General features: G+C 38.7%; 32 protein-coding genes. 1 reads left to right on the top strand and 31 read right to left on the bottom strand.

Features of this window, described 5'->3' with window-relative positions; genetic code table 11:
• Positions 1 to 203: 203 nt before the first annotated feature.
• A complete protein-coding gene (locus LO761_RS08880; protein WP_407951555.1) occupies positions 204 to 1,613 on the bottom strand; it encodes a glycoside hydrolase family 125 protein in 1,410 nt (469 codons plus the stop codon).
• A gap of 213 nt (positions 1,614 to 1,826) precedes the next feature.
• Here LO761_RS08880 and LO761_RS08875 point away from each other — a divergent pair, with 213 nt between their 5' ends.
• Positions 1,827 to 3,245 carry a Gfo/Idh/MocA family oxidoreductase gene (locus LO761_RS08875; protein ID WP_272817928.1) on the top strand — a complete coding sequence of 473 codons (1,419 nt, stop codon included), beginning with the start codon at positions 1,827 to 1,829 and terminating at the stop codon, positions 3,243 to 3,245.
• A gap of 55 nt (positions 3,246 to 3,300) precedes the next feature.
• On the opposite strand, the gene LO761_RS08870 is transcribed toward LO761_RS08875, so the two are convergent.
• From LO761_RS08870 to rplC, 30 genes are all read right to left on the bottom strand, one after another.
• The gene (locus LO761_RS08870) at positions 3,301 to 5,784 is read right to left on the bottom strand and encodes a glutaminase family protein (protein ID WP_272817927.1); all 2,484 of its coding nucleotides are present in this window, start codon (positions 5,782 to 5,784) and stop codon (positions 3,301 to 3,303) included.
• A 423-nt stretch (positions 5,785 to 6,207) separates the two neighbouring features.
• Positions 6,208 to 6,708: a 50S ribosomal protein L17 gene (gene rplQ / locus LO761_RS08865; RefSeq protein WP_272817926.1), complete on the bottom strand. Its 501-nt coding sequence runs from the start codon at positions 6,706 to 6,708 to the stop codon at positions 6,208 to 6,210.
• A gap of 1 nt (position 6,709) precedes the next feature.
• Positions 6,710 to 7,702, bottom strand: coding sequence for a DNA-directed RNA polymerase subunit alpha (locus LO761_RS08860; protein WP_272817925.1), 993 nt, complete (start codon positions 7,700 to 7,702; stop codon positions 6,710 to 6,712).
• Between the two features lie 11 nt (positions 7,703 to 7,713).
• Complete coding sequence (rpsD, locus tag LO761_RS08855; protein ID WP_272817924.1) at positions 7,714 to 8,319, bottom strand: 30S ribosomal protein S4; 606 nt, start codon at positions 8,317 to 8,319, stop codon at positions 7,714 to 7,716.
• 119 nt (positions 8,320 to 8,438) lie between these two features.
• Entirely contained in the window at positions 8,439 to 8,828 is a 390-nt protein-coding gene (rpsK, locus tag LO761_RS08850; protein ID WP_272817923.1) for a 30S ribosomal protein S11, read from the bottom strand.
• An 11-nt stretch (positions 8,829 to 8,839) separates the two neighbouring features.
• Positions 8,840 to 9,220 (bottom strand): 30S ribosomal protein S13, encoded by a 381-nt coding sequence (gene rpsM / locus LO761_RS08845; RefSeq protein ID WP_272817922.1) that lies wholly within the window; start codon positions 9,218 to 9,220, stop codon positions 8,840 to 8,842.
• Between the two features lie 33 nt (positions 9,221 to 9,253).
• Positions 9,254 to 9,370 (bottom strand): type B 50S ribosomal protein L36, encoded by a 117-nt coding sequence (gene ykgO, locus LO761_RS08840; protein ID WP_021311189.1) that lies wholly within the window; start codon positions 9,368 to 9,370, stop codon positions 9,254 to 9,256.
• Between the two features lie 12 nt (positions 9,371 to 9,382).
• Complete coding sequence (infA, locus tag LO761_RS08835) at positions 9,383 to 9,601, bottom strand: translation initiation factor IF-1 (RefSeq protein WP_272817921.1); 219 nt, start codon at positions 9,599 to 9,601, stop codon at positions 9,383 to 9,385.
• Positions 9,602 to 9,609: 8 nt separating this feature from the next.
• The gene (map, locus tag LO761_RS08830) at positions 9,610 to 10,407 is read right to left on the bottom strand and encodes a type I methionyl aminopeptidase (RefSeq protein ID WP_272817920.1); all 798 of its coding nucleotides are present in this window, start codon (positions 10,405 to 10,407) and stop codon (positions 9,610 to 9,612) included.
• Between the two features lie 15 nt (positions 10,408 to 10,422).
• Positions 10,423 to 11,769 (bottom strand): preprotein translocase subunit SecY, encoded by a 1,347-nt coding sequence (gene secY, locus LO761_RS08825; RefSeq protein ID WP_272817919.1) that lies wholly within the window; start codon positions 11,767 to 11,769, stop codon positions 10,423 to 10,425.
• A gap of 4 nt (positions 11,770 to 11,773) precedes the next feature.
• On the bottom strand, positions 11,774 to 12,220 hold the full coding sequence (rplO, locus tag LO761_RS08820; protein WP_272817918.1) for a 50S ribosomal protein L15: 447 nt from the start codon (positions 12,218 to 12,220) through the stop codon (positions 11,774 to 11,776).
• A gap of 28 nt (positions 12,221 to 12,248) precedes the next feature.
• Positions 12,249 to 12,425 (bottom strand): 50S ribosomal protein L30, encoded by a 177-nt coding sequence (gene rpmD / locus LO761_RS08815; RefSeq protein WP_272817917.1) that lies wholly within the window; start codon positions 12,423 to 12,425, stop codon positions 12,249 to 12,251.
• Between the two features lie 12 nt (positions 12,426 to 12,437).
• Positions 12,438 to 12,953 carry a 30S ribosomal protein S5 gene (gene rpsE / locus LO761_RS08810; protein WP_272817930.1) on the bottom strand — a complete coding sequence of 172 codons (516 nt, stop codon included), beginning with the start codon at positions 12,951 to 12,953 and terminating at the stop codon, positions 12,438 to 12,440.
• A gap of 3 nt (positions 12,954 to 12,956) precedes the next feature.
• Positions 12,957 to 13,298 (bottom strand): 50S ribosomal protein L18, encoded by a 342-nt coding sequence (gene rplR, locus LO761_RS08805; protein WP_272817916.1) that lies wholly within the window; start codon positions 13,296 to 13,298, stop codon positions 12,957 to 12,959.
• Positions 13,299 to 13,317: 19 nt separating this feature from the next.
• Entirely contained in the window at positions 13,318 to 13,887 is a 570-nt protein-coding gene (gene rplF, locus LO761_RS08800) for a 50S ribosomal protein L6 (protein ID WP_272817915.1), read from the bottom strand.
• Between the two features lie 15 nt (positions 13,888 to 13,902).
• A complete protein-coding gene (gene rpsH, locus LO761_RS08795) occupies positions 13,903 to 14,298 on the bottom strand; it encodes a 30S ribosomal protein S8 (protein WP_272817914.1) in 396 nt (131 codons plus the stop codon).
• Positions 14,299 to 14,351: 53 nt separating this feature from the next.
• Positions 14,352 to 14,651, bottom strand: coding sequence for a 30S ribosomal protein S14 (gene rpsN, locus LO761_RS08790; protein ID WP_272817913.1), 300 nt, complete (start codon positions 14,649 to 14,651; stop codon positions 14,352 to 14,354).
• A gap of 12 nt (positions 14,652 to 14,663) precedes the next feature.
• Positions 14,664 to 15,218 carry a 50S ribosomal protein L5 gene (gene rplE / locus LO761_RS08785; RefSeq protein ID WP_272817912.1) on the bottom strand — a complete coding sequence of 185 codons (555 nt, stop codon included), beginning with the start codon at positions 15,216 to 15,218 and terminating at the stop codon, positions 14,664 to 14,666.
• Positions 15,218 to 15,541, bottom strand: a complete 324-nt coding sequence (gene rplX / locus LO761_RS08780; RefSeq protein WP_272817911.1) for a 50S ribosomal protein L24 — start codon at positions 15,539 to 15,541, stop codon at positions 15,218 to 15,220. The genes rplE and rplX overlap by 1 nt, the downstream gene beginning before the upstream one ends.
• Before the next feature lie 20 nt (positions 15,542 to 15,561).
• Positions 15,562 to 15,927, bottom strand: a complete 366-nt coding sequence (gene rplN, locus LO761_RS08775) for a 50S ribosomal protein L14 (protein ID WP_272817910.1) — start codon at positions 15,925 to 15,927, stop codon at positions 15,562 to 15,564.
• A 2-nt stretch (positions 15,928 to 15,929) separates the two neighbouring features.
• Complete coding sequence (gene rpsQ / locus LO761_RS08770; protein ID WP_272817909.1) at positions 15,930 to 16,187, bottom strand: 30S ribosomal protein S17; 258 nt, start codon at positions 16,185 to 16,187, stop codon at positions 15,930 to 15,932.
• Positions 16,188 to 16,198: 11 nt separating this feature from the next.
• Positions 16,199 to 16,393 (bottom strand): 50S ribosomal protein L29, encoded by a 195-nt coding sequence (rpmC, locus tag LO761_RS08765; RefSeq protein WP_272817908.1) that lies wholly within the window; start codon positions 16,391 to 16,393, stop codon positions 16,199 to 16,201.
• Between the two features lie 6 nt (positions 16,394 to 16,399).
• On the bottom strand, positions 16,400 to 16,837 hold the full coding sequence (gene rplP, locus LO761_RS08760; RefSeq protein WP_272817907.1) for a 50S ribosomal protein L16: 438 nt from the start codon (positions 16,835 to 16,837) through the stop codon (positions 16,400 to 16,402).
• 21 nt (positions 16,838 to 16,858) lie between these two features.
• A complete protein-coding gene (gene rpsC, locus LO761_RS08755) occupies positions 16,859 to 17,587 on the bottom strand; it encodes a 30S ribosomal protein S3 (RefSeq protein WP_272817906.1) in 729 nt (242 codons plus the stop codon).
• An 8-nt stretch (positions 17,588 to 17,595) separates the two neighbouring features.
• A complete protein-coding gene (rplV, locus tag LO761_RS08750; protein WP_272817905.1) occupies positions 17,596 to 18,006 on the bottom strand; it encodes a 50S ribosomal protein L22 in 411 nt (136 codons plus the stop codon).
• A 36-nt stretch (positions 18,007 to 18,042) separates the two neighbouring features.
• Positions 18,043 to 18,312, bottom strand: a complete 270-nt coding sequence (rpsS, locus tag LO761_RS08745; RefSeq protein ID WP_272817904.1) for a 30S ribosomal protein S19 — start codon at positions 18,310 to 18,312, stop codon at positions 18,043 to 18,045.
• Positions 18,313 to 18,330: 18 nt separating this feature from the next.
• A complete protein-coding gene (gene rplB, locus LO761_RS08740) occupies positions 18,331 to 19,155 on the bottom strand; it encodes a 50S ribosomal protein L2 (RefSeq protein WP_272817903.1) in 825 nt (274 codons plus the stop codon).
• 5 nt (positions 19,156 to 19,160) lie between these two features.
• On the bottom strand, positions 19,161 to 19,451 hold the full coding sequence (rplW, locus tag LO761_RS08735) for a 50S ribosomal protein L23 (protein ID WP_272817902.1): 291 nt from the start codon (positions 19,449 to 19,451) through the stop codon (positions 19,161 to 19,163).
• Positions 19,452 to 19,473: 22 nt separating this feature from the next.
• Positions 19,474 to 20,100, bottom strand: a complete 627-nt coding sequence (rplD, locus tag LO761_RS08730; protein ID WP_272817901.1) for a 50S ribosomal protein L4 — start codon at positions 20,098 to 20,100, stop codon at positions 19,474 to 19,476.
• The gene (gene rplC / locus LO761_RS08725; protein ID WP_272817900.1) at positions 20,100 to 20,717 is read right to left on the bottom strand and encodes a 50S ribosomal protein L3; all 618 of its coding nucleotides are present in this window, start codon (positions 20,715 to 20,717) and stop codon (positions 20,100 to 20,102) included. The genes rplD and rplC overlap by 1 nt, the downstream gene beginning before the upstream one ends.
• Between the last annotated feature and the right edge of the window lie 12 nt (positions 20,718 to 20,729).

Below are 20,729 nucleotides of genomic sequence, written 5' to 3'. Positions count from 1 at the left end.
AATACGGAACGCTTGTACTGCTTTGTCTGTTTGTCATTCTTTCAAAGATCGATGCGCTCCCTTGCGGAAAGCGGGTACAAAGGTAGAACAACTTTAAATAACACGCAAATCTTTTTATGCTTTTTTTAAACTTATTTCCATCCCTTTATAACAATACGCTGATTCTCAACATGCTAAAAGTGAAAAAGATTTTTGATTACATGCTACTGAATTGTAATGCTATTCAGCAAATCAACCCTACCATCATTTATAAGTTTGAGAATCAACTCACCAAACAACGTATTTTGCCAAGCAAACCAAGTACGTGTAAATTTCGACGCATCATCTTTATTAAACGATTCATGCATAAAACCCGTTCCTGCATCCGTAGTCATCAAAGACTCAATGCACGACTTTATCTCTGCATCATTCTGCGAAGTAAAAGCTTTCATCATAATTGTCATCGGCCAAATCATATCATAACCTATGTGCGGTCCACCTATCCCCTCACCTGCTGTACCTTTAAAAAAATAAGGATTATCTTCACTCCAAACAAACCTACGTGTATTCTGATAAATAGAATCATTCACATCAACATCTCCCAAATAGGGCATACCCAACAAACTTGGCACATTCGCATCATCCATCAGAAAATGATTTCCAAACCCATCAACTTCATACGCATAAATAGTTCCATACTTAGGATGGTCATAAGTAGCATACTTTTTCAAAGCTGCCTCAACTTCTGAAGCTAAATCTGTACATTCTTTGGCTAAAACAGCCTCATGGCTAACCGTAGTTAAAATCTCTGCAACTTTACGTAATGAACTGACTGCAAAAAAATTAGATGGTATAAGGAAAAGCAAAGCAGTAGCATCATCCGAAGGACGAAAAACAGAAGCTATTAGTCCAATCGGTTTCACTGGTCGACCATAGCCATCACAAGCAACTGTATCTAATGCCCGATCGGTCACACGTTGGAATTTATATGGTCCAACACCCTCTTTGCGCTGCTGTTCTTTAAATGTCTTTAGAATATTCTGAACAGCTTGAATAAAATTACTATCAAATACTGATGTATCACCCGTTACCTTCCAATATTGATAAGCCAGACGCAATGGATAACACAACGAATCAATCTCATATTTCCGTTCATGTAACTCCGGTTTCATGTCTGTCTTATCTTTTTGCCACTCACCACCGGTAGGACCATCATTAAAAGCGTTCGCATACGGATCGATATTAATACACATCCACTGCCTATTAATAACACCGGCAATCATTTCTTTGAGATGTGCGTCCTCATTAGCTAAGGCAACATACGGCCAAACCTGCGCCCCCGAATCGCGAAGCCACATCGCATGAATATCTCCGGTATAAACAAATGTATCGGGACGTCCATCCGCAAAATGACGAAAATGAACAGTTGTATCAAGTGTATTCGGAAAGCAATTCGTAAACATCCAAGCCAGACGAGCGTTAGTAAGCATCCCCTGTACCTTTTTAATCTGAGCCTCAACTGCGTCAGAATGAAAAAGTCGCTTATCAATAGCCGGACGGTTATCCTTTCTTATAGCATCATTCATACAAATAGTTATTTGTCCGTCAGCTTGTCCGGAAAAGACAGCTTCCATCGGTAAGCACATTAATAAAGAAGCTGCGATAATAGTTCTGTAGTTCATAGTAATTTTCTTATTGTAGTTACAAGGACAAAGATAATAGGAAAAAAGAAAATTTCATATTTCGATTCATCTTTTTCAAACTTTAGAAAATAATATCTTATATTTGCTAAACATATTCTATGAATTTCAATATATAAATATAACATCTAATATCATTGAAAAATTATGATTACAAGAAGAGACTTTTTAAAATCTGTGGCTGTGGCTTCTGCCGGATTAGCGATGAATCCGGCAGAGTTTGTACAAGCTCAAACAGCTAAACAACACTACAAAGCTGGCAAAGTAAAGATTGCCTACATTGGCATTGGTAACCGTGGTCAACAAATCATTGAAGATTTTGCAAAAACCGATATGGTTGAGGTTGTTGCACTCTGCGACGTTGATATGGGTAATAAGCAAACCCTTCCTATTTTAAACAAATATCCGAATGCTAAGCGTTATCGAGATTATCGTAAGATGTTTGACGAAATAGGTAATGAATTCGATGCTGTAGCTGCTGCCGTTCCGGACTTCGATCACTTTCCGATTGCCATGTTAGCACTGTCGCAAGGTAAGCATATCTATATTGAGAAACCGTTATGCCGTACCTTCAACGAAGGCGAGTTACTCATTCAGATGGCAAAGAAACATCCGAATCTGGCGACTCAAATAGGTAACCAAGGTCACTCTGAAGCTAACTATTTTCAGTTTAAAGCTTGGCAAGACGCAGGCATTATTAAAGATGTAACGAAAATTGTCGCTCACATGAACAATAGTCGCCGTTGGCATAACTATGATGCCAACATCTACCGCTATCCGCAAGCTGATCCGATGCCGAAGGATATGGATTGGGATACTTGGTTAGGAGCTGCTCAGTATCATGAATATAGTGAGAAATACCATCAAGGCAACTGGCGCTGCTGGTACGATTTTGGTATGGGGGCATTAGGTGATTGGGGAGCTCACCTTTTAGATACTGCGCATGAATTTCTGGAGTTAGGTTTGCCTTACGAGATTAACATGAAATACGCAAAAGGACATAACGATTACTTCTATCCGTTCTCATCGACTATTCTGTTCCGCTTTGGCGCAAGAAAAGAAATGCCACCGGTTGATGTTTGGTGGTACGATGGTCTCGATAATCTTCCACCATTGCCGGAAGGGTTCGGTGGTCAAGAGGAAGCAGCCAATGTTCCAACGACCAATCAAGGCAATACTTCTAACAAGACATTAGCTCCGGGTAAAATCATCTACTCTAAAGATTTAATTTTCAAAGGCGGCAGTCACGGTAGCACATTGTCCATTATTCCTGAAGAAAAAGCCAGAGAAATGGCCAATAAGTTGCCGGAAGTACCAAAGAGCCCATCTAATCACTTCGAGAACTTCTTATTGGCTTGTCAAGGTATTGAGAAAACCCGTTCGCCATTTGAGATTTGCGGTGTGCTCTGCGAAGTATTCTGCTTAGGCGTGATAGCACAACGTTTGAATACTCAATTGTTCTTTGATCCACGCACAAAACAGTTCACCAACAATGCGTTTGCTAATTCTATGTTAGCAGGGATACCGCCACGCAAAGGCTGGGAACAATTCTATAAACTCCAATAACCATTTAGTATATCTGACGACGCGGATTATCTCCGCGTCGTCGGTTATCATAAGGTCACTTCAACAGTTTTTCTTTCAATATCGGCATCCAATAACCACCAATTACGGAACGGTTTTGGAAACCTCTTTGTTCAGGAGTGAGTGTCCAAGACCAATCGCTCATCGGCACACGATTTTGCGTATCATTCATGAACTGCCAAACAGGATCAACCAGTTTATTAAATGTATCTTTATCTTCAGCCATAGCAGCTGTCCACAAAATCCAATCACTCTTCGTATAGGTTTCCCGACAATCCAAAGGCAGCCCATACTTATTAATCTTGGTCATGTAGTACTTCAACTCCTTCTGCCCAACCTCTCTCGGGAAAAGATTGAACTTCAGCAATTGATCCCACACAAGATTATACTTCATGCTCCATGTATCAGACTGGTCGAAAGCAAGTTTATAATGGTCGTTCTCCTCGGCCATACCCGGCCATTGTGAAGCCATCTCCTTTGCTTTATCCATATATTTCTTTGCTATATCTTTCTGACCAAGCATTTCTGCCAAATATCCATAAGAAGCTACTCCCATAATTGCCTTGACAGACAGATTTGCATTGTGTGCCAAATGGCCGGCAAAGTCGTCTGTGCATAGCTGATTTTCCGGATCCAACCCCTTATCAATAAGATAATCAGCCCAAATAGTCAGGGTCTCCCAATGCTTTTTAGCATAATCGGCATTATTTTCCACCGTTGCAATGGCAGCTGCCAAAATCAACATATTACCACTCTCCTCAACCGGCATATCACCACCATAAGTCTGACCATTAGCCAAAGGATAGGTTCCTATATCGTGTGCAGAGAAAGGCTTCTCCCACTTACCACTCTCACTATAATAAAATATACCATTCATCATGCCTTTTTCTAATTCCGGATTATACACAAGGAACATCGGAGCTGAAGGATAAGTTAAATCAACGGTATTGATAGATCCATTGCTAAAACATTCCTTTGACAACCAAAGCAGGTCGCCGTTTGGAGACTGAACAAGTTTATGCGCGTTCATTACCTGACGGTAAGCTGTCGCGCAAAGTTCGGCATATTTCTTTCCTCCCACTTTTTCTGCATCCGAATAAATCATCCGATCCCACTCAATAGCCTGTTCCATCAGAGCATCATAATCTTTTTCTGCCTTACTCATCTGAGTAAAAATGGTCTGGTCATTATTCCTATTCCAATATGGACGAAGATTCTCTTCAAAATACTGAATAGAATACACATCATCGTATGCAAACAGAACATGACCATCTGCCGCTTTCGTCTTACCTAATGAAGAAACGATGGCCAATTTATCAGAATCGGTTGTCGGCGTAGATTGAAAATCTTTTCCTTTCACAAAATTATCTCGCAAAACTTTAGGATCACCTGTGGCAACTTTTGCATTTGCCTTTGGCGCAGCCATATAGAAGTATCCCCAATCAATACGGACATTATCACCTTTCTTCCCTAAAATCTTCTGATCTTTGCTTCCGGTACTTACATAAACCAAATTCCCCTCCTCACCAGATTTACTAACGGTAGCTTGAGTAGGGAGATCGACAGCCCATTGCTTTCCTGCCTCAAAATAAACCTGAATATCATGCTTCTTTCCATCGTTCGCATTTACGCTGTAAGTCAGATAATTTACCGGACGACTAACCAATTCCAGATCATTTACAAAAGCCGGAGCAGTAAAAGTAAGACGCAAATCCACCGTTCCGCAAGTAAAATCATAATAAGTCTGCGTTGCCTGTACATCCACATTGGTTTGTCGCGCAGTTTGTACAAAAGTATTTGTCTTTTCTCTCTTAACCGACATTCCAAAATCAATCAAGCCACCACCTACTCTGTTACGACAAGAAGCTGCAATGATATTTTTCCCCTCATGAAGAGTAGCCAACGCTTCCTGAGTCAACTTCTGTTGCTCCCCACTCTTTGCGTTATTGCCCGTATCAACAACTTTAACACCGTTAACATATATAACGGCATCATCATCATGAGAGTAATTCAGATAAACCTGTTTACCTTTATAATCACCTGTCAACTCAATTTCACGACGAACCCAAATCCATTCGCTGTTCCACGCGGTTTTAGCGGTTGCCTCATTATCCGTTCCAAAAGCGGCATCACTTATTTTCCAACTATCATCCTTAAAGTCAGGCTTTTCCCAACCATCGGAAGGTTGTGTCAACGTATATTTCCCTTTCCAACCTGATTCTGAAGCTGTGCCTGCTATAACATCATATTGGGCTTCATCATCACCCATAAAACGATAAATAGCATCATCAACTTTCACAACACCGATAAGAGGAAAATCTTTACCCGTCCAATGCTTTACAGGAGCGTCATATAGTTTATCGATCATAGACCATGCACTCGTATAAGGGTCGATGGTTACCAATGGGTAAGCAGGAGCCCGCAAATCGTTTTTCACATGTTGTTCCGGCATATTAGTTGTAACCATATTGCAACCGGTCAATGTACCCAAAACCAGAATAGCTAAATTGATAAGTTTCATATAATAATTTTAATTTAAAGTAATCTCTTCAATTGCAACGCAAGTTAGTAAAAGTTTTTAGAGGAACAGACATAATAACATTACTTTTTTGTCACCCAATCATAACCGCTACGATTCCGATATGTAGGAGAATGAAAAGGGATACACATAAGTTCGCGCATTCATCAGAAGTTTTTGTCTGTTCATACGTATCAGTCGATCAAGTCATCAGCATCAGTTAAACAACTCATCAGCATCAGTTGAACAACTCATCCGCATCAGTTGAGCGATTCATCCGCATCACTTTTTCCGATCATTTGATGACAAATTTAATAGACCAAGTAAAAAAATGAAATCGGTCATTAGAACGCAAAAAGGCCATCTCTGTTATAGAGATAGCCCTTTTCATATATTACTAAAATTAGTTCCTTTTACAGGAAGAAATTAAGCTTTAGTCTCTTCTGCAGGAGCTTCAGAAGCATTTACATCCTCGCTTACTTCTTCAGCAGGAGTCTCAGCCTTAGCAGCAGCTTTCTTCGAACGACGTGTACGAGTTGCTTTCTTCGGCGCAGCCTTTGCCATATTTTCATCAAAGTCAACCAACTCGATGAAACACATAGCAGCGTTATCACCTAAACGATTACCGGTCTTAATAATTCTGGTATAACCTCCCTGACGGGTAGCCACTTTAGTTGCAATTGTTTTAAACAATTCGGTTACAGCATACTTGTCCTGTAAGTAACTGAAGACTACACGACGAGAACTTGTTGTGTCATCTTTCGATTTTGTAATCAATGGCTCAACAAACTTTCTCAGTGCTTTAGCCTTTTCTACAGTAGTATTGATTCTTTTATGTTTAATCAAAGAACTCGCCATGTTAGATAACAAAGCACCTCTATGAGAAGCAGTACGACCCAGATGATTGAATTTCTTATTATGTCTCATTTTATTCTTTATCTAATTTATACTTTGAAATATCTGTTCCAAATGAAAGATTTAAGCTTGCGAGCAGATCTTCCAATTCTGTAAGTGATTTCTTACCAAAGTTTCTGAACTTCAGCAAATCTGTCTTATTGTATTGAACCAAGTCACCTAATATTTCAACATCAGCAGCTTTCAAACAATTCAACGCACGAACAGAAAGATCCAAATCAACTAACTTCGTCTTGAGGAGCTGGCGCATGTGCAATACTTCTTCATCGAATTCCTCGTTACCCTCACCGTCGGAAGATTCAAGTGTAATCTTCTCATCTGAGAACAACATGAAGTGATAAATCAACATTTTGGCCGCTTCTTTCAAAGCTTCTTTCGGATGAATGGAACCATCGGTTGTAATTTCTATAACTAGTTTTTCATAATCAGTCTTCTGTTCAACGCGATAATTTTCAACTGCATATTTTACATTACGAATCGGTGTGTAAATAGAATCGATAGGAATAACATTAACATCAGTACAGAACTGCAGGTTTTCATCAGCCGGCACATATCCTCTACCCTTGTTAATGGTAATATCCATTTGTAAAGTTGCTTTAGGATCTAAATGGCAAATAACCAATTCAGGATTTAACACTTCAAATCCAGTCAGATACTTACTTATATCACCTGCTTTAAATTCATTAGAATTCTCGATGGTAATGCTTACCTTCTCGTTTTCAAACTCTTCTACTACTTGCTTAAATCTTACTTGTTTCAGATTTAAGATAATGCCGGTTACATCTTCCTTAATACCTGGCACGGAAGCAAATTCATGTTCTACGCCAGCAATACGAATTGTATTGATTGCAAATCCTTCCAGAGAAGAAAGCAGTATACGGCGTAATGCATTACCGATGGTAATACCGAAACCGGGTTCAAGGGGGCGGAATTCAAATTTACCATATTTGGCATCCGCTTCCAACATTAATACTTTATCAGGTTTTTGAAATGCTAATATTGCCATGAAATTAATGATTATTTAGAGTACAATTCGACGATCAAATGTTCTTTAATGTTCTCAGGGATATCTTCTCTTGCAGGAATATGTAATAACTTGCCTGACTTTGAGTTCTCATCCCATTCTAACCAAGAATATTTGCCATGATTAAATCCGGCAAGTGAATTAGCAATCACTTCCAAAGATTTAGATTTTTCACGAACTCCTACAATCTGACCTGGTTTAACTGAGTAAGAAGGAATAGAAACTACTTTGCCATCAACAACGATATGTCTATGTCCAACTAACTGACGGGCAGCTGCACGAGTAGGGGCAATACCCAAACGGTATACTACATTATCTAAACGCTGTTCCAGAAACTGAAGCAGGATTTCACCAGTAATACCATTCTGTCTTGCGGCTTTGTCAAACAAGTTACGGAATTGTTTTTCCAATACCCCGTAAGTATATTTAGCTTTTTGTTTTTCAGCTAACATCACGCCGTACTCAGAAGATTTTCTTCTGCGGTTTACACCATGCTGGCCTGGAGGATAATTTTTCTTAGCTAAAACCTTATCAGCTCCAAATATTCCTTCACCGAACTTACGTGAGATTTTTGATTTTGGTCCAGTATATCTTGCCATTTTATTTACTAATTAAATTTGTTTTTCTGATGCTCTTAATTTGTTACAGCCGCGATTACAGAAAGGAAATGCAATCCAAAAATTAACAAGATTAAGACGCATATAAATTAAGCTTATTATTATACTCTTCTTCTCTTAGGAGGACGACAACCATTATGCGGTAACGGGGTTACATCGACAATCTCTGTAACCTCAATACCTGCTCCATGTACAGTTCTGATTGCAGACTCACGTCCGTTTCCAGGACCTTTAACATAAGCTTTAACCTTTCTAAGGCCAAGGTCGTATGCAACTTTTGCACAATCTTGGGCAGCCATTTGAGCTGCATAAGGAGTGTTCTTCTTAGAACCTCTAAATCCCATCTTACCTGCTGAAGACCATGAGATAATCTGGCCCTCGTTGTTTGTTAAAGAAACAATGATATTATTGAATGAAGAATGAACATGCAACTGTCCATTAGCATCAATTTTTACATTTCTTTTCTTTGCAGCGACTGTTTTCTTTGCCATATTAACGATTATTATTTAGTAGCTTTCTTCTTATTTGCAACAGTTTTCTTCCTACCCTTACGAGTACGAGCATTATTCTTTGTGCTCTGTCCACGAACAGGTAAACCCAAACGGTGACGGACACCGCGGTAACAACCTATATCCATTAATCTTTTAATGTTTATCTGAATTTCAGAGCGAAGATCTCCTTCAACTTTGAATCCAGCACCAATGATATTACGAATCTGAGCTGCCTGATCATCGGTCCAGTCCTGAACCTTAATATCACGATCAACACCAGCCTTATCCAATATCTTAGCTGCACTACTGCGTCCGATACCAAAAATGTAGGTCAACGCAATCTCACCTCTCTTATTCTGAGGCAAATCTACACCAACTATTCTTATAGCCATATATTAAATTATTTTTCCTGCAAAAATAATAAATTATCCTTGACGTTGTTTATACTTAGGATTTTTCTTGTTAATAACATACAAACGGCCTTTGCGTCTTACGATTTTACATTCAGGCGTACGTTTTTTGATTGATGCTCTTACTTTCATATCTTTATTTTTTTATTTATATCTAAAAACGATTCTGCCCTTTGATAAGTCGTATGGAGACATCTCCACCCTAACCTTATCACCAGGTAATATTTTAATGTAATGCATTCTCATCTTACCAGAAATATGGGCGGTTATTTCATGTCCATTTTCCAATTCGACGCGAAACATTGCATTTGACAATGCTTCTACAATTGTCCCATCTTGCTCTATAGCTGATTGTTTAGCCATATATTATATTAAATTGCTTTATCTCCTAATACTTGTTCTACAAATTCGAAAGATGATAGAATGTCTGCTTTGCCAATTCCGATAGCTATCGTATGCTCATAATGAGCTGCCGGTTTGCCATCCTTAGTACGAATAGTCCAACCATCATTTTCAATAAAAATCTGACGTGCTCCCATCGTAATCATTGGCTCTATCGCTATACACATCCCATTCTTTAACAAAATACCATTTCCACGTCTTCCATAATTAGGCACCATCGGGTCTTCATGCATATCTTTACCTATACCATGACCGACAAGTTCTCTGACAATTCCATAAGATTTTGCCTCACAATGCTCTTGTACAGCAGCCCCTATATCACCTAATCTATTACCATGAATAGCTTTCTCAATTCCCAAGTAAAGTGCTTCCTTTGTTGTCTTTAGCAACTGCATCACTTCTGGCGAAACCTCCCCAACAGGGAATGTATAGCATGAATCACCGCAAAAACCATTCTTATAGGTACCACAATCAACAGAAACGATATCACCATCCCTCAAAGGGATATCATTTGGAATGCCATGCACTACCTGATCATTTACCGAAGTACAAATCGAGGCAGGGAAAGGCCGGCCAAACTGATTAAGAAATCCTTTAAAAGTAGGAGTAGCTCCGTTATCACGAATAAACTCTTCTGCTACTTTATCAAGCTCCTTTGTAGTAACCCCCGGTTTTATGATTTTAGCTACTTCAGCCAAAGTTTTACCAACAAGTAAATTACTCTGACGAAGTAGTTCTATCTCATCTTCTGTTTTAAGAAATATCATCTTCCAAGCAAACCATTAATAAGCCTGAGCATTACCTGAACGTCCTCTAATTCTTCCGGTATTCAACAATCCATCATAATGGCGCATCAACAAGTGGCTCTCAATCTGCTGTAATGTATCCAAGACAACACCAACAAGAATCAAAAGTGAAGTACCGCCGAAGAACTGAGCAAATTCACGCTGTACGCCAAATATACCGGCAAATGCAGGCATAATGGCTACAAGTGCCAAGAATATTGAACCTGGCAATGTAATACGAGACATAATACTATCAATATAATCAGCAGTATTCTTTCCCGGTTTTATACCAGGAATGAAACCATTATTTCTCTTCATATCTTCAGACATCTGGGTAGGATTAATTGTAATCGCAGTATAGAAATATGTAAATATGATAATCAATGCCGCATAGATAAAATTATACCAGAAACCATTGTTATCAATCAATGCACGAGCTACACCACTTGCCGTTGCAACATTAGAATATCCAATAATAGAAATAGGGATAAACATCAATGCTTGAGCAAAGATAATAGGCATAACATTCGCTGCGTTAACTTTCAATGGTATGTATTGACGAGCACCACCATACTGCTTATTTCCAACGATACGCTTTGCGTACTGAACAGGCACTTTTCGTACACCCTGAACTAACAGGATAGCAGCAGCCATAACCAGTAACAAGAATATCATCTCAAACAAAAACATTACGATACCACCTGCACCCGGAGAAGAGAAGCGTGAAACAACTTCCTGAACCAAAGCCTGAGGCAAACGCGCAATGATACCAACCATAATAATTAAGGAAATACCATTGCCAATACCCTTATCTGTGATTCTTTCACCCAGCCACAAAATGAACATACTGCCTGCGGCCAGAATAATTGTAGAAGTAATAATAAAGGTCGTCCAATCTAAAGAAGCATTAAGAGCACCTCCCGCCTGCATTTTCAAGTTAATCAAATACGAAGGTGCTTGGAAAACCAAGATGAAGATAGTCAATATACGAGTATACTGATTGATCTTCCTTCTACCACTTTCGCCCTCACGTTGAATTTTCTGAAAGTAAGGAACAGCGATAGCAAGCAACTGAATAACAATGGACGCCGAGATATAAGGCATGATCCCCAACGCAAAGATTGACGCGTTTGAGAAAGCACCTCCGGAGAACATGTTTAGCAGCGCTAACAAACCTTCACTAGTTTGCTGATGTAATTGAGTTAACATAGAAGGGTTAATACCCGGGAGAACCACGTAAGAACCGAATCTGTAAATAGCTACAAATAATATGGTAATGAGAATTCTTTGACGCAAATCCTCTATTTTCCATATATTCTTTAATGTTTCAATAGATTTTCTCATCGAATCAGAGTTTTACAGCATTACCACCAATAGCTTCGATTGCGGCTACAGCACTCTTTGAAAATGCATTTGCCTCTACATCAAGCTTAGTAGTCAAGCTACCATTACCAAGTATTTTAACTAATTCGTTAGAAGAAACATAACCTGCTTCAATTAAGTCATTCAAGCTAATCTTTGATAGATTCTTTGCGTCAGCAAGATTCTGCAACGTGCTCAAGTTAATAGCTTTATACTCCACACGGTTAATATTCTTAAAGCCGAATTTAGGAAGACGTCTTTGAAGTGGCATCTGACCACCTTCAAAACCAATCTTTTTCTTATAGCCAGATCTTGACTTAGCACCTTTTGTACCTCTTGTAGAAGTACCACCATAACCAGAACCTGGTCCACGACCAATTCTTTTACGTGCTTTAGTTGATCCTTCAGCTGGTTTTAAATTACTTAAATTCATATCGTAATCAATTTTTAAATTCTGGAAATTACTTAATGATAGTAACAAGGTGCTTTACCTTCTCTACCAAACCAAGAACGGAAGGAGTATCCTCACGCTCAACAACTTGATTTAATTTATGCAGACCGAGCGTATCCAATGTTCTTCTTTGACGTTCACAAACACGGTTTCTACTTTTTATTTGTTTGATCTTTATAATTGACATAAATTATCCCCCTTAACCTTTAAATACTCTTTCCATACTAATACCTCTATTCTGCGCAATAGTACGAGCATCTCTCATTTCACTTAAAGCAAGAATAGTAGCTTTTACAAGATTGTGTGGATTAGAAGATCCTTTAGACTTTGCCAAAACATCTGTAATACCCACACTCTCCAAAACAGCACGCATAGCACCTCCAGCAACAACACCAGTACCCGTAGAAGCCGGTTTGATGAACACTTCAGCACCACCAAACTTAGCCGTTTGTTCATGAGGAACTGTTCCTTTAATAACAGGAACACGAGTGAGGTTCTTCTTTGCGGCTTCTACACCTTTAGCAATAGCAGTCGTCACTTCACCAGCCTTACCTAAGCCTAAGCCAATAACCCCGTCCTCGTTTCCAACAACGACAATTGCAGCGAAAGTAAATGTTCTACCACCCTTTGTAACTTTAGTTACACGATTAATAGCAACCAATCTGTCTTTCAACTCTACATCGTTAGATATCTTAACTCTATTATTTGCCATAATTGATTAAAATTTAAGTCCACCGTTACGAGCAGCATCAGCAACTGCTTTAATTCTCCCATGATACAAGTAACCATTACGGTCAAATACAACTGTAGTAACACCTGCTTCCTGAGCTTTTTTAGCAATCAGTTCACCAACTTTACTAGCTTGTTCTATCTTAGGCATAGCCTCCATTCCGAGTGAAGAAGCAGAAGTTATAGTCTCACCTTTTAAATCATCAATAATTTGAACGTAGATTTGCTTGTTACTTCTAAAAACGCTCATACGTGGACGTTCTGTAGTACCAGAAATCTTATTGCGTACTCTATATTTAATTTTAATTCGTCTTTCTACTTTTGTTGTCATAATGATACTAATTTAAAAATTATTTAGCTGCAGCAGTCTTACCAGACTTTCTACGAATTTCTTCGCCAACAAACTTAATACCTTTACCCTTATAAGGTTCCGGCATACGGAAAGAACGAATCTTAGCACATACCTGACCAAGTAATTGTTTGTCGCATGATTCCAAAGTAATCAGAGGATTTTTATTTTTCTCCGATTTAGTCTCGACTTTAATCTCTGGAGGTAATTGCATAAAAATATTATGAGTGTAACCTAATGCAAATTCAATAATATTTCCATTATTAGATGCACGGTAACCAACACCAACAAGTTCAAGCTCTTTCTTGTAACCTGTAGAAACACCAACAACCATATTATTAACTAAAGCACGGTACAAACCATGAAAAGCATGCCTCTGCTTAAGATCATCCTGCATAAGCTTGTCATTTTCTTTGAAAGAAACATAACCGTCTTCAATAGTCACATCAATTGCAGGATTAATATACTGCTTCAACTCACCCTTAGGTCCTTTGACTGTAATAATATCATTCTCTAACGTTACAATGACTCCGTTAGGAATACTGATAGGTAATTTACCAATTCTTGACATTGCTTATCCTCCTAATTAATATACATAACAAAGGACTTCGCCACCAATTTTCTGTTCAGCGGCTTCCTTATCTGTCATTACACCCTTGGAAGTAGATATTATAGCAATACCTAAACCATTAATTACTCTCGGCATGTCTTTGTAACCAGTATACTTACGTAAACCTGGTGTAGAAACTCTTTGAAGACTCTTGATAGCATTAACCTTATTAACGGTATCATACTTCAACGCAATCTTAATAGTTCCCTGAGGACCATCTTCAACAAATTTGTAGTTTAAAATATACCCCTTATCAAAAAGAATCTTAGTGATTTCTTTTTTCAGATTTGAGGCAGGTACTTCAACTACTCTGTGCTTAGCACTAATTGCATTTCTCAACCTAGTGAGATAATCTGCGATAGGATCTGTCATATAAAATAAAAATTAAATTAATCAGGACTTCCCTGACAATATTTAAAAAAGAATTACCAGCTTGCTTTCTTAACGCCTGGAATTAATCCATTAGAAGCCATCTCACGGAAATCAATTCTTGAGATGCCAAACTGACGAATATAACCTTTTGGGCGCCCGCTTAACTTACAACGATTGTGCAAACGAATAGGATTTGCATTTTTAGGCAAAGCCTGCAATTTACGAGCAGCATCATAAGCATCTGCAGGATCACCCGTATTGACAATCTTCTTCAGCGCAGCACGCTTCTCAGCGTATTTGGCGACAAGTTTAGCTCTTTTGACTTCACGAGCTTTCATCGATTCTTTTGCCATACTCTCTATATATTAATTTTTTTGATTCTTAAATGGTAAACCAAATTCCTTCAACAACGCAAAACCTTCTTCATCTGTTTTTGCAGAAGTAACAAAAGTAATGTTCATTCCAAGAATCTTAGTTATACTATCAATGTTGATTTCTGGGAAAATAATCTGTTCATCGATACCCAAAGTATAGTTACCTCTACCATCAAATTTCGAATTGATTCCTTTGAAGTCACGAATACGTGGTAATGCAACACGAACAAGTCTCTCCAAAAATTCATACATTTTTTCACGACGCAAAGTTACCATAACACCTATTGGCATTTTTTTACGCAACTTAAAATTTGCTATATCTTTACGCGAAACTGTTGCAACAGCTTTCTGCCCAGTGATTGCAGTTAACTCATTAATAGCAACTTCTATAATCTTCTTATCTGCGACAGCCTCACCAAGACCCTCATTAATGACGATCTTCTTAAGAACTGGGATTTGCATAGAAGAAGAATATTGAAACTGTTTCTTTAATGCTGGAGCTATACGCTCTGCATATTCTTTCTTAAGGCTAGCAGTATTACTCATTATTTAATCTCCTCTCCTGATTTTTTAGCGTAACGAACAAATGTCTTTCCATCAGCACTCTCTCGTCTACCAATACGTGTTGGCTTCCCTGTCTTAGGATCAACCGGATTCAAATTTGAGATATGAACAGCTGCTTCCTGTCTAACGATTCCTCCTTGAGGATTCTTTGCACTTGGTTTTGTGCTCTTGGAAACCATATTGATACCTTCAACAATAGCACGGTTCTCTTTAACAAGAACTTTCAGTACACGTCCAGTCTTACCTTTATCTTCACCAGAATTAACGTAAACTGTATCACCTTTTTTAATATGTAATTTACTCATTACTATAATCGTTTACTAAATTAAAGTACTTCAGGTGCCAAAGAAACGACCTTCATATTTGTTGCACGTAACTCTCTCGCAACCGGACCGAAAATACGGCTACCTCTAATTTCGCCTGCATTATTCAACAAAACGCAAGCATTATCATCAAAACGAATATAAGAACCATCAGCACGACGGATCTCTTTCTTAGTACGCACAATCAAAGCCTTTGATACGGCACCTTTTTTAATATCACTTGAAGGGATAACGCTTTGTACAGCGACAACAATTACATCCCCTACAGAAGCGTAACGTCTTCTTGTACCACCTAAAACGCGAATACAAAGAGCTTCCTTTGCGCCACTGTTATCACATACTGTAAGTTTGGATTCTGCTTGTATCATAATTACTTAGCTCTTTCTATTATTGAAACCAATCTCCATCTTTTTGTCTTGCTCAACGGACGAGTTTCCATAATATGTACTGTATCACCTACATTACATTCATTCTTCTCATCATGAACATGATATTTCTTCGTCTTTTGAACGAACTTACCATACATAGGGTGTTTTTCCTTAAAAACAGTAGCAACAGTAATGGTCTTATCCATCTTATTACTAATCACAACACCCGTTCTTTCCTTTCTTAAATTTCTAGCTTCCATGAGGACTAATTTTATTTGTTAAGTTCTCTCTGACGTAATTCTGCTTTCATCCGCGCAATTGTTCTGCGTAATCTCTTAATTTGAGCAGGATTTTCCAGCGGAGAGATAGAATGATTCAACAACATCTGGTTGTAATTGGCAACTTCTGTGTCAATTCTTTCTGCCAACTCGTTAGTTGGAATTTCTCTAATTTCTGCAATCTTCATAATAAATTAAGCATTTTGATTCGGATCGAAATCACGTCTAACAATAAATTTTGTAGTGATAGGAAGCTTCTGGGCAGCTAAGCGCAAAGCCTCTTTTGCTACATCATAAGGAACGCCATCGGCTTCGATGATGATGCGGCCTGGAAGGACCGCAGCCACGAAACCTACAGGATCACCATTACCTTTACCCATACGTACGTCAGCAGGTTTACGAGTGATTGGCTTATCCGGGAAAATACGGATCCAAATCTGTCCCTGACGCTGCATATATCTTGTTACTGCTACACGAGCAGCTTCTATTTGAGCTTCTGTTATCCATTTTGGCTCAAGAGCCTTAATGCCAAAAGACCCGAAGGCCAGCTGATTCCCTCTATGAGCGTAACCTTTATTATTACGACGGCCTGTCTGGTGTCTTCTGAACTTTACTTTCTTCGGTTGTAACATAATTCTTAAAATTCAAATCGATTAACGATTATTATTTCTCTTTCTTCTGAAGTTCTTGCCACCATTATTGCCGCCACCACGGTTATTATCCTTAGCTTGTGCAAAGTTTGGAGCAAGTTCTCGCTTTCCATAAACTTCACCACGACAAATCCATACTTTAATACCCTGCAAACCGACTTTCGTCAATGCATCAGCTTGACAATAATCGATATCTGCACGAAATGTATGTAATGGAGTTCTACCTTCCTTTAACATTTCAGAACGAGCCATTTCTGCACCATTCAAACGCCCTGAAATTTGAACTTTAATACCTTCAGCGCCCATACGCATAGTATTTGCGATGGCCATCTTAATAGCACGACGATAAGCTATCTTACCTTCTACCTGACGAGCAATATTATTTGCAACAATGACAGCATCAAGCTCCGGCTTCTTAACTTCAAAGATATTGATTTGAATATCCTTATCAGTTATCTTTTTCAACTCCTCCTTCAGCTTATCTACTTCCTGACCGCCTTTACCAATGATAACTCCAGGACGTGCTGTACACACTGTAATTGTCACCAATTTCAGTGTACGTTCAATCACGATTCTTGAAATGCTGGCTTTTGCAAGTCTGGCTTTTAAATATTTACGAATCTTGGTATCTTCTACCAAGTTTTCTCCATAATTATTGCCACCATACCAATTAGAATCCCAACCTCTGATAATTCCTAAACGATTGCTTATTGGATTAATTTTCTGTCCCATCTAACTACTTAATTTTTATTATCATTAGTATTCTTAGAATCTACGAACAACGTAACGTGATTAGCGCGTTTGCGAATACGGTATCCTCTACCCTGTGGAGCCGGACGTAGTCTCTTTAGTGTAGCTCCCTCATCAACAAAAACTTTAGATACATATAATTCACCGTCTTCAGCTTTACGATCGTTTTTCTGTTCCCAATTAGCAATAGCAGAGCGCAGCAACTTTTCAACTCTTGCAGCAGCTTCTTTCGAAGAGAACTTCAAGATACCAAGTGCGCGATTCACTTCCATACCACGAATCATATCAACAACATAGCGCATTTTCCGCGGAGAAGTAGGGACGTTCCGCAATTTCGCGAAATACATGGTCTTAAGGGCTTCTTTTCTGTTGGCAGCCGATATTGATTTCCTTTTTCCCATTATCTTATTACTTTTTCTTCAGTTTCCCCTGTTTAACTATTTCTTATTATTACCTGAATGACCACGGAAGGTACGTGTCATAGCGAATTCGCCCAGCTTATGTCCCACCATGTTTTCAGTGATATAAACAGGAATAAATTTATTTCCGTTATGAACTGCAATAGTATGACCTACAAAATCAGGTGATATCATTGAAGCTCTAGCCCATGTCTTAACGACTTCTTTCTTTCCACTTTCATTCATGGATAGAACCTTGTTTTCAAGTTTTACGTTAATATACGGACCTTTTTTTAATGAACGACTCATAATTTACTCAATTAATGGTTATTTCTTTCTTCTTTCAATTATATACTTAGAAGACTGTTTCTTTGGAGCTCTTGTCTTCAAGCCCTTAGAATACAATCCCTTACGAGAACGTGGATGACCACCGGACGCACGACCTTCACCACCACCCATTGGGTGATCAACCGGATTCATTACAACACCACGGTTGTGTGGACGGAATCCAAACCAACGTGAGCGTCCAGCTTTTCCTGAACTTTCCAATCCATGGTCTGAATTTCCTACTGCACCAATTGTAGCCTTACATGTTGAAAGGATTTTACGCAATTCACCAGAAGGCAATTTTATAACACAGTAACCCCCTTCACGAGAAGTCAATTGAGCAAAATTACCTGCAGATCTAACCAAAGCAGCACCCTGCCCCGGACGTAACTCAATATTATGAATTACCGTACCGATAGGGATATTCTCAAGTGGCAATGCATTTCCAATCTCTGGAGCTGCATTAGCGCCTGACATAACGGTATGACCTACTTGCAAACCACTAGGAGCAATAATATATCGCTTTTCTCCATCAGCATAAAACAACAAAGCAATTCGAGCCGAACGATTCGGATCATACTCAATTGTCTTCACGACTGCTGGAACACCATCTTTTTCTCTCTTGAAATCAATCAAACGAAATTTGCGCTTGTGACCGCCACCGATATAGCGTACTGTCATCTTTCCGACATTATTACGACCACCGCTTGCTCGTTTACCATATACAAGAGACTTCTCTGGTACTGACGCAGTAATTTCTTCAAAAGTACCAATAATCTTATGTCTCTGCCCAGGTGTTGTGGGCTTAAATTTACGTACTGCCATCTCTATTAAATATTGCTATAAAAATCAATTGTATCACCCTTCTTCAAAGTAACAATTGCTTTTTTATAAGCATTTGTTTTCCCTTTGACAAGGCCTGCCTTTGTATAACGACTCTTATTCTTGCCCGTATAATTCATTGTATTTACAGACAACACTGTTACATTATATAAAGATTCTACTTCTTTCTTAATCTCCAATTTGTTAGCCTCTGGACGAACAATGAAACCGAAACGATTCAATTTCTCGGTCTCAGCTGTCATTTTCTCAGTTACTAACGGTTTTACTATAAATCCCATTATTTAGCCTCCTCATTATTAATTAAGACAAGATTCCATCAATAACCTTCAGTGAATCTTCAGTCACAACAATAGTCTCAGCGTCGAGTACATTATATGTATTCAATGCAGAAGCTGTAGATAATTTGACTCCCTGTAGATTACGAGCTGACAAATATACATTTTTATTTCCATTAGGCAAAACAAAAAGTAACTTTTTGTCAGCAATTTTAAGATTATTTATCATTGCAACAAAATCTTTCGTCTTTGGTGCATCAAAATTGAAGTCCTCAACAACTAAGATTGAATTATCTTTTGCTTTGTATGCCAATGCCGAACGACGAGCCAAAGCCTTCACTTTCTTATTCAACTTGAATGAATAATCGCGTGGCTTAGGTCCGAATACACGTGCGCCACCTACCAGCAGTGGTGAATTGATATCACCACGACGTGCGCCACCACCACCTTTTTGACGACCTAATTTACGTGTAGAACCGCTAACCTCACTTCTTTCCTTTGATTTATGAGTTCCCTGACGCTGATCAGCCAAATACTGTTTCACATCCATAAAAATGGCATGATCATTAGGTTCAATTCCGAAGATAGATTCGTTTAACGTAACCTTTCTTCCGGTGTCCTCACCTTTAATATTTAATACGTTAACTTCCATTATTTCTCAATTATTACGATTGAACCTTTGCATCCGGCTACTGAACCCTTAATCAATAGAAGGTTATGGTCCGGAATTACCTTTAATACGCGTAAGTTCTGTGTTGTAACACGGTCACCACCAAGTTGACCACCCATACGCATGCCTTTGAAGACTTTTGCTGGGTATGAACAAGCACCAATAGAACCCGGTTTACGAGCTCTGTTATGCTGACCATGAGTAGTCTGGCCTACGCCACCAAATCCATGACGTTTAACAACGCCCTGAAAACCTTTACCTTTAGAAGTACCAGTAACGTCTACGAAATCTGTGCCCTCGAACAAATCTACTGTGATTACGTCACCTAAATTGTACTCTTTCTCAAAATTTTTGAACTCGGCCAAGTGTCTCTTTGGAGTTACACCAACTTTTTTAAAGTGCCCAAGCAAAGGTTTTGTGGCATGTTTTTCTTTCATGTCCTGGAAACCTACCTGAACGGCAGCGTATCCATCCTTCTCTTCACTTTTAATCTGAGTAACTACACAAGGACCAGCTTCGATAACAGTGCATGGAACATTCTTTCCATCAGCACTAAAAACGGAAGTCATTCCGATTTTTTTTCCTAATAATCCTGGCATTTCAGTTAAATT

Origin of the sequence: Phocaeicola oris (assembly GCF_021295095.1) — a bacterium.
Lineage (GTDB): Bacteria > Bacteroidota > Bacteroidia > Bacteroidales > Bacteroidaceae > Phocaeicola > Phocaeicola oris.
Note: the sequence above shows the minus strand (reverse complement) of the source record. Positions and strands in the feature narration are given on the sequence as shown.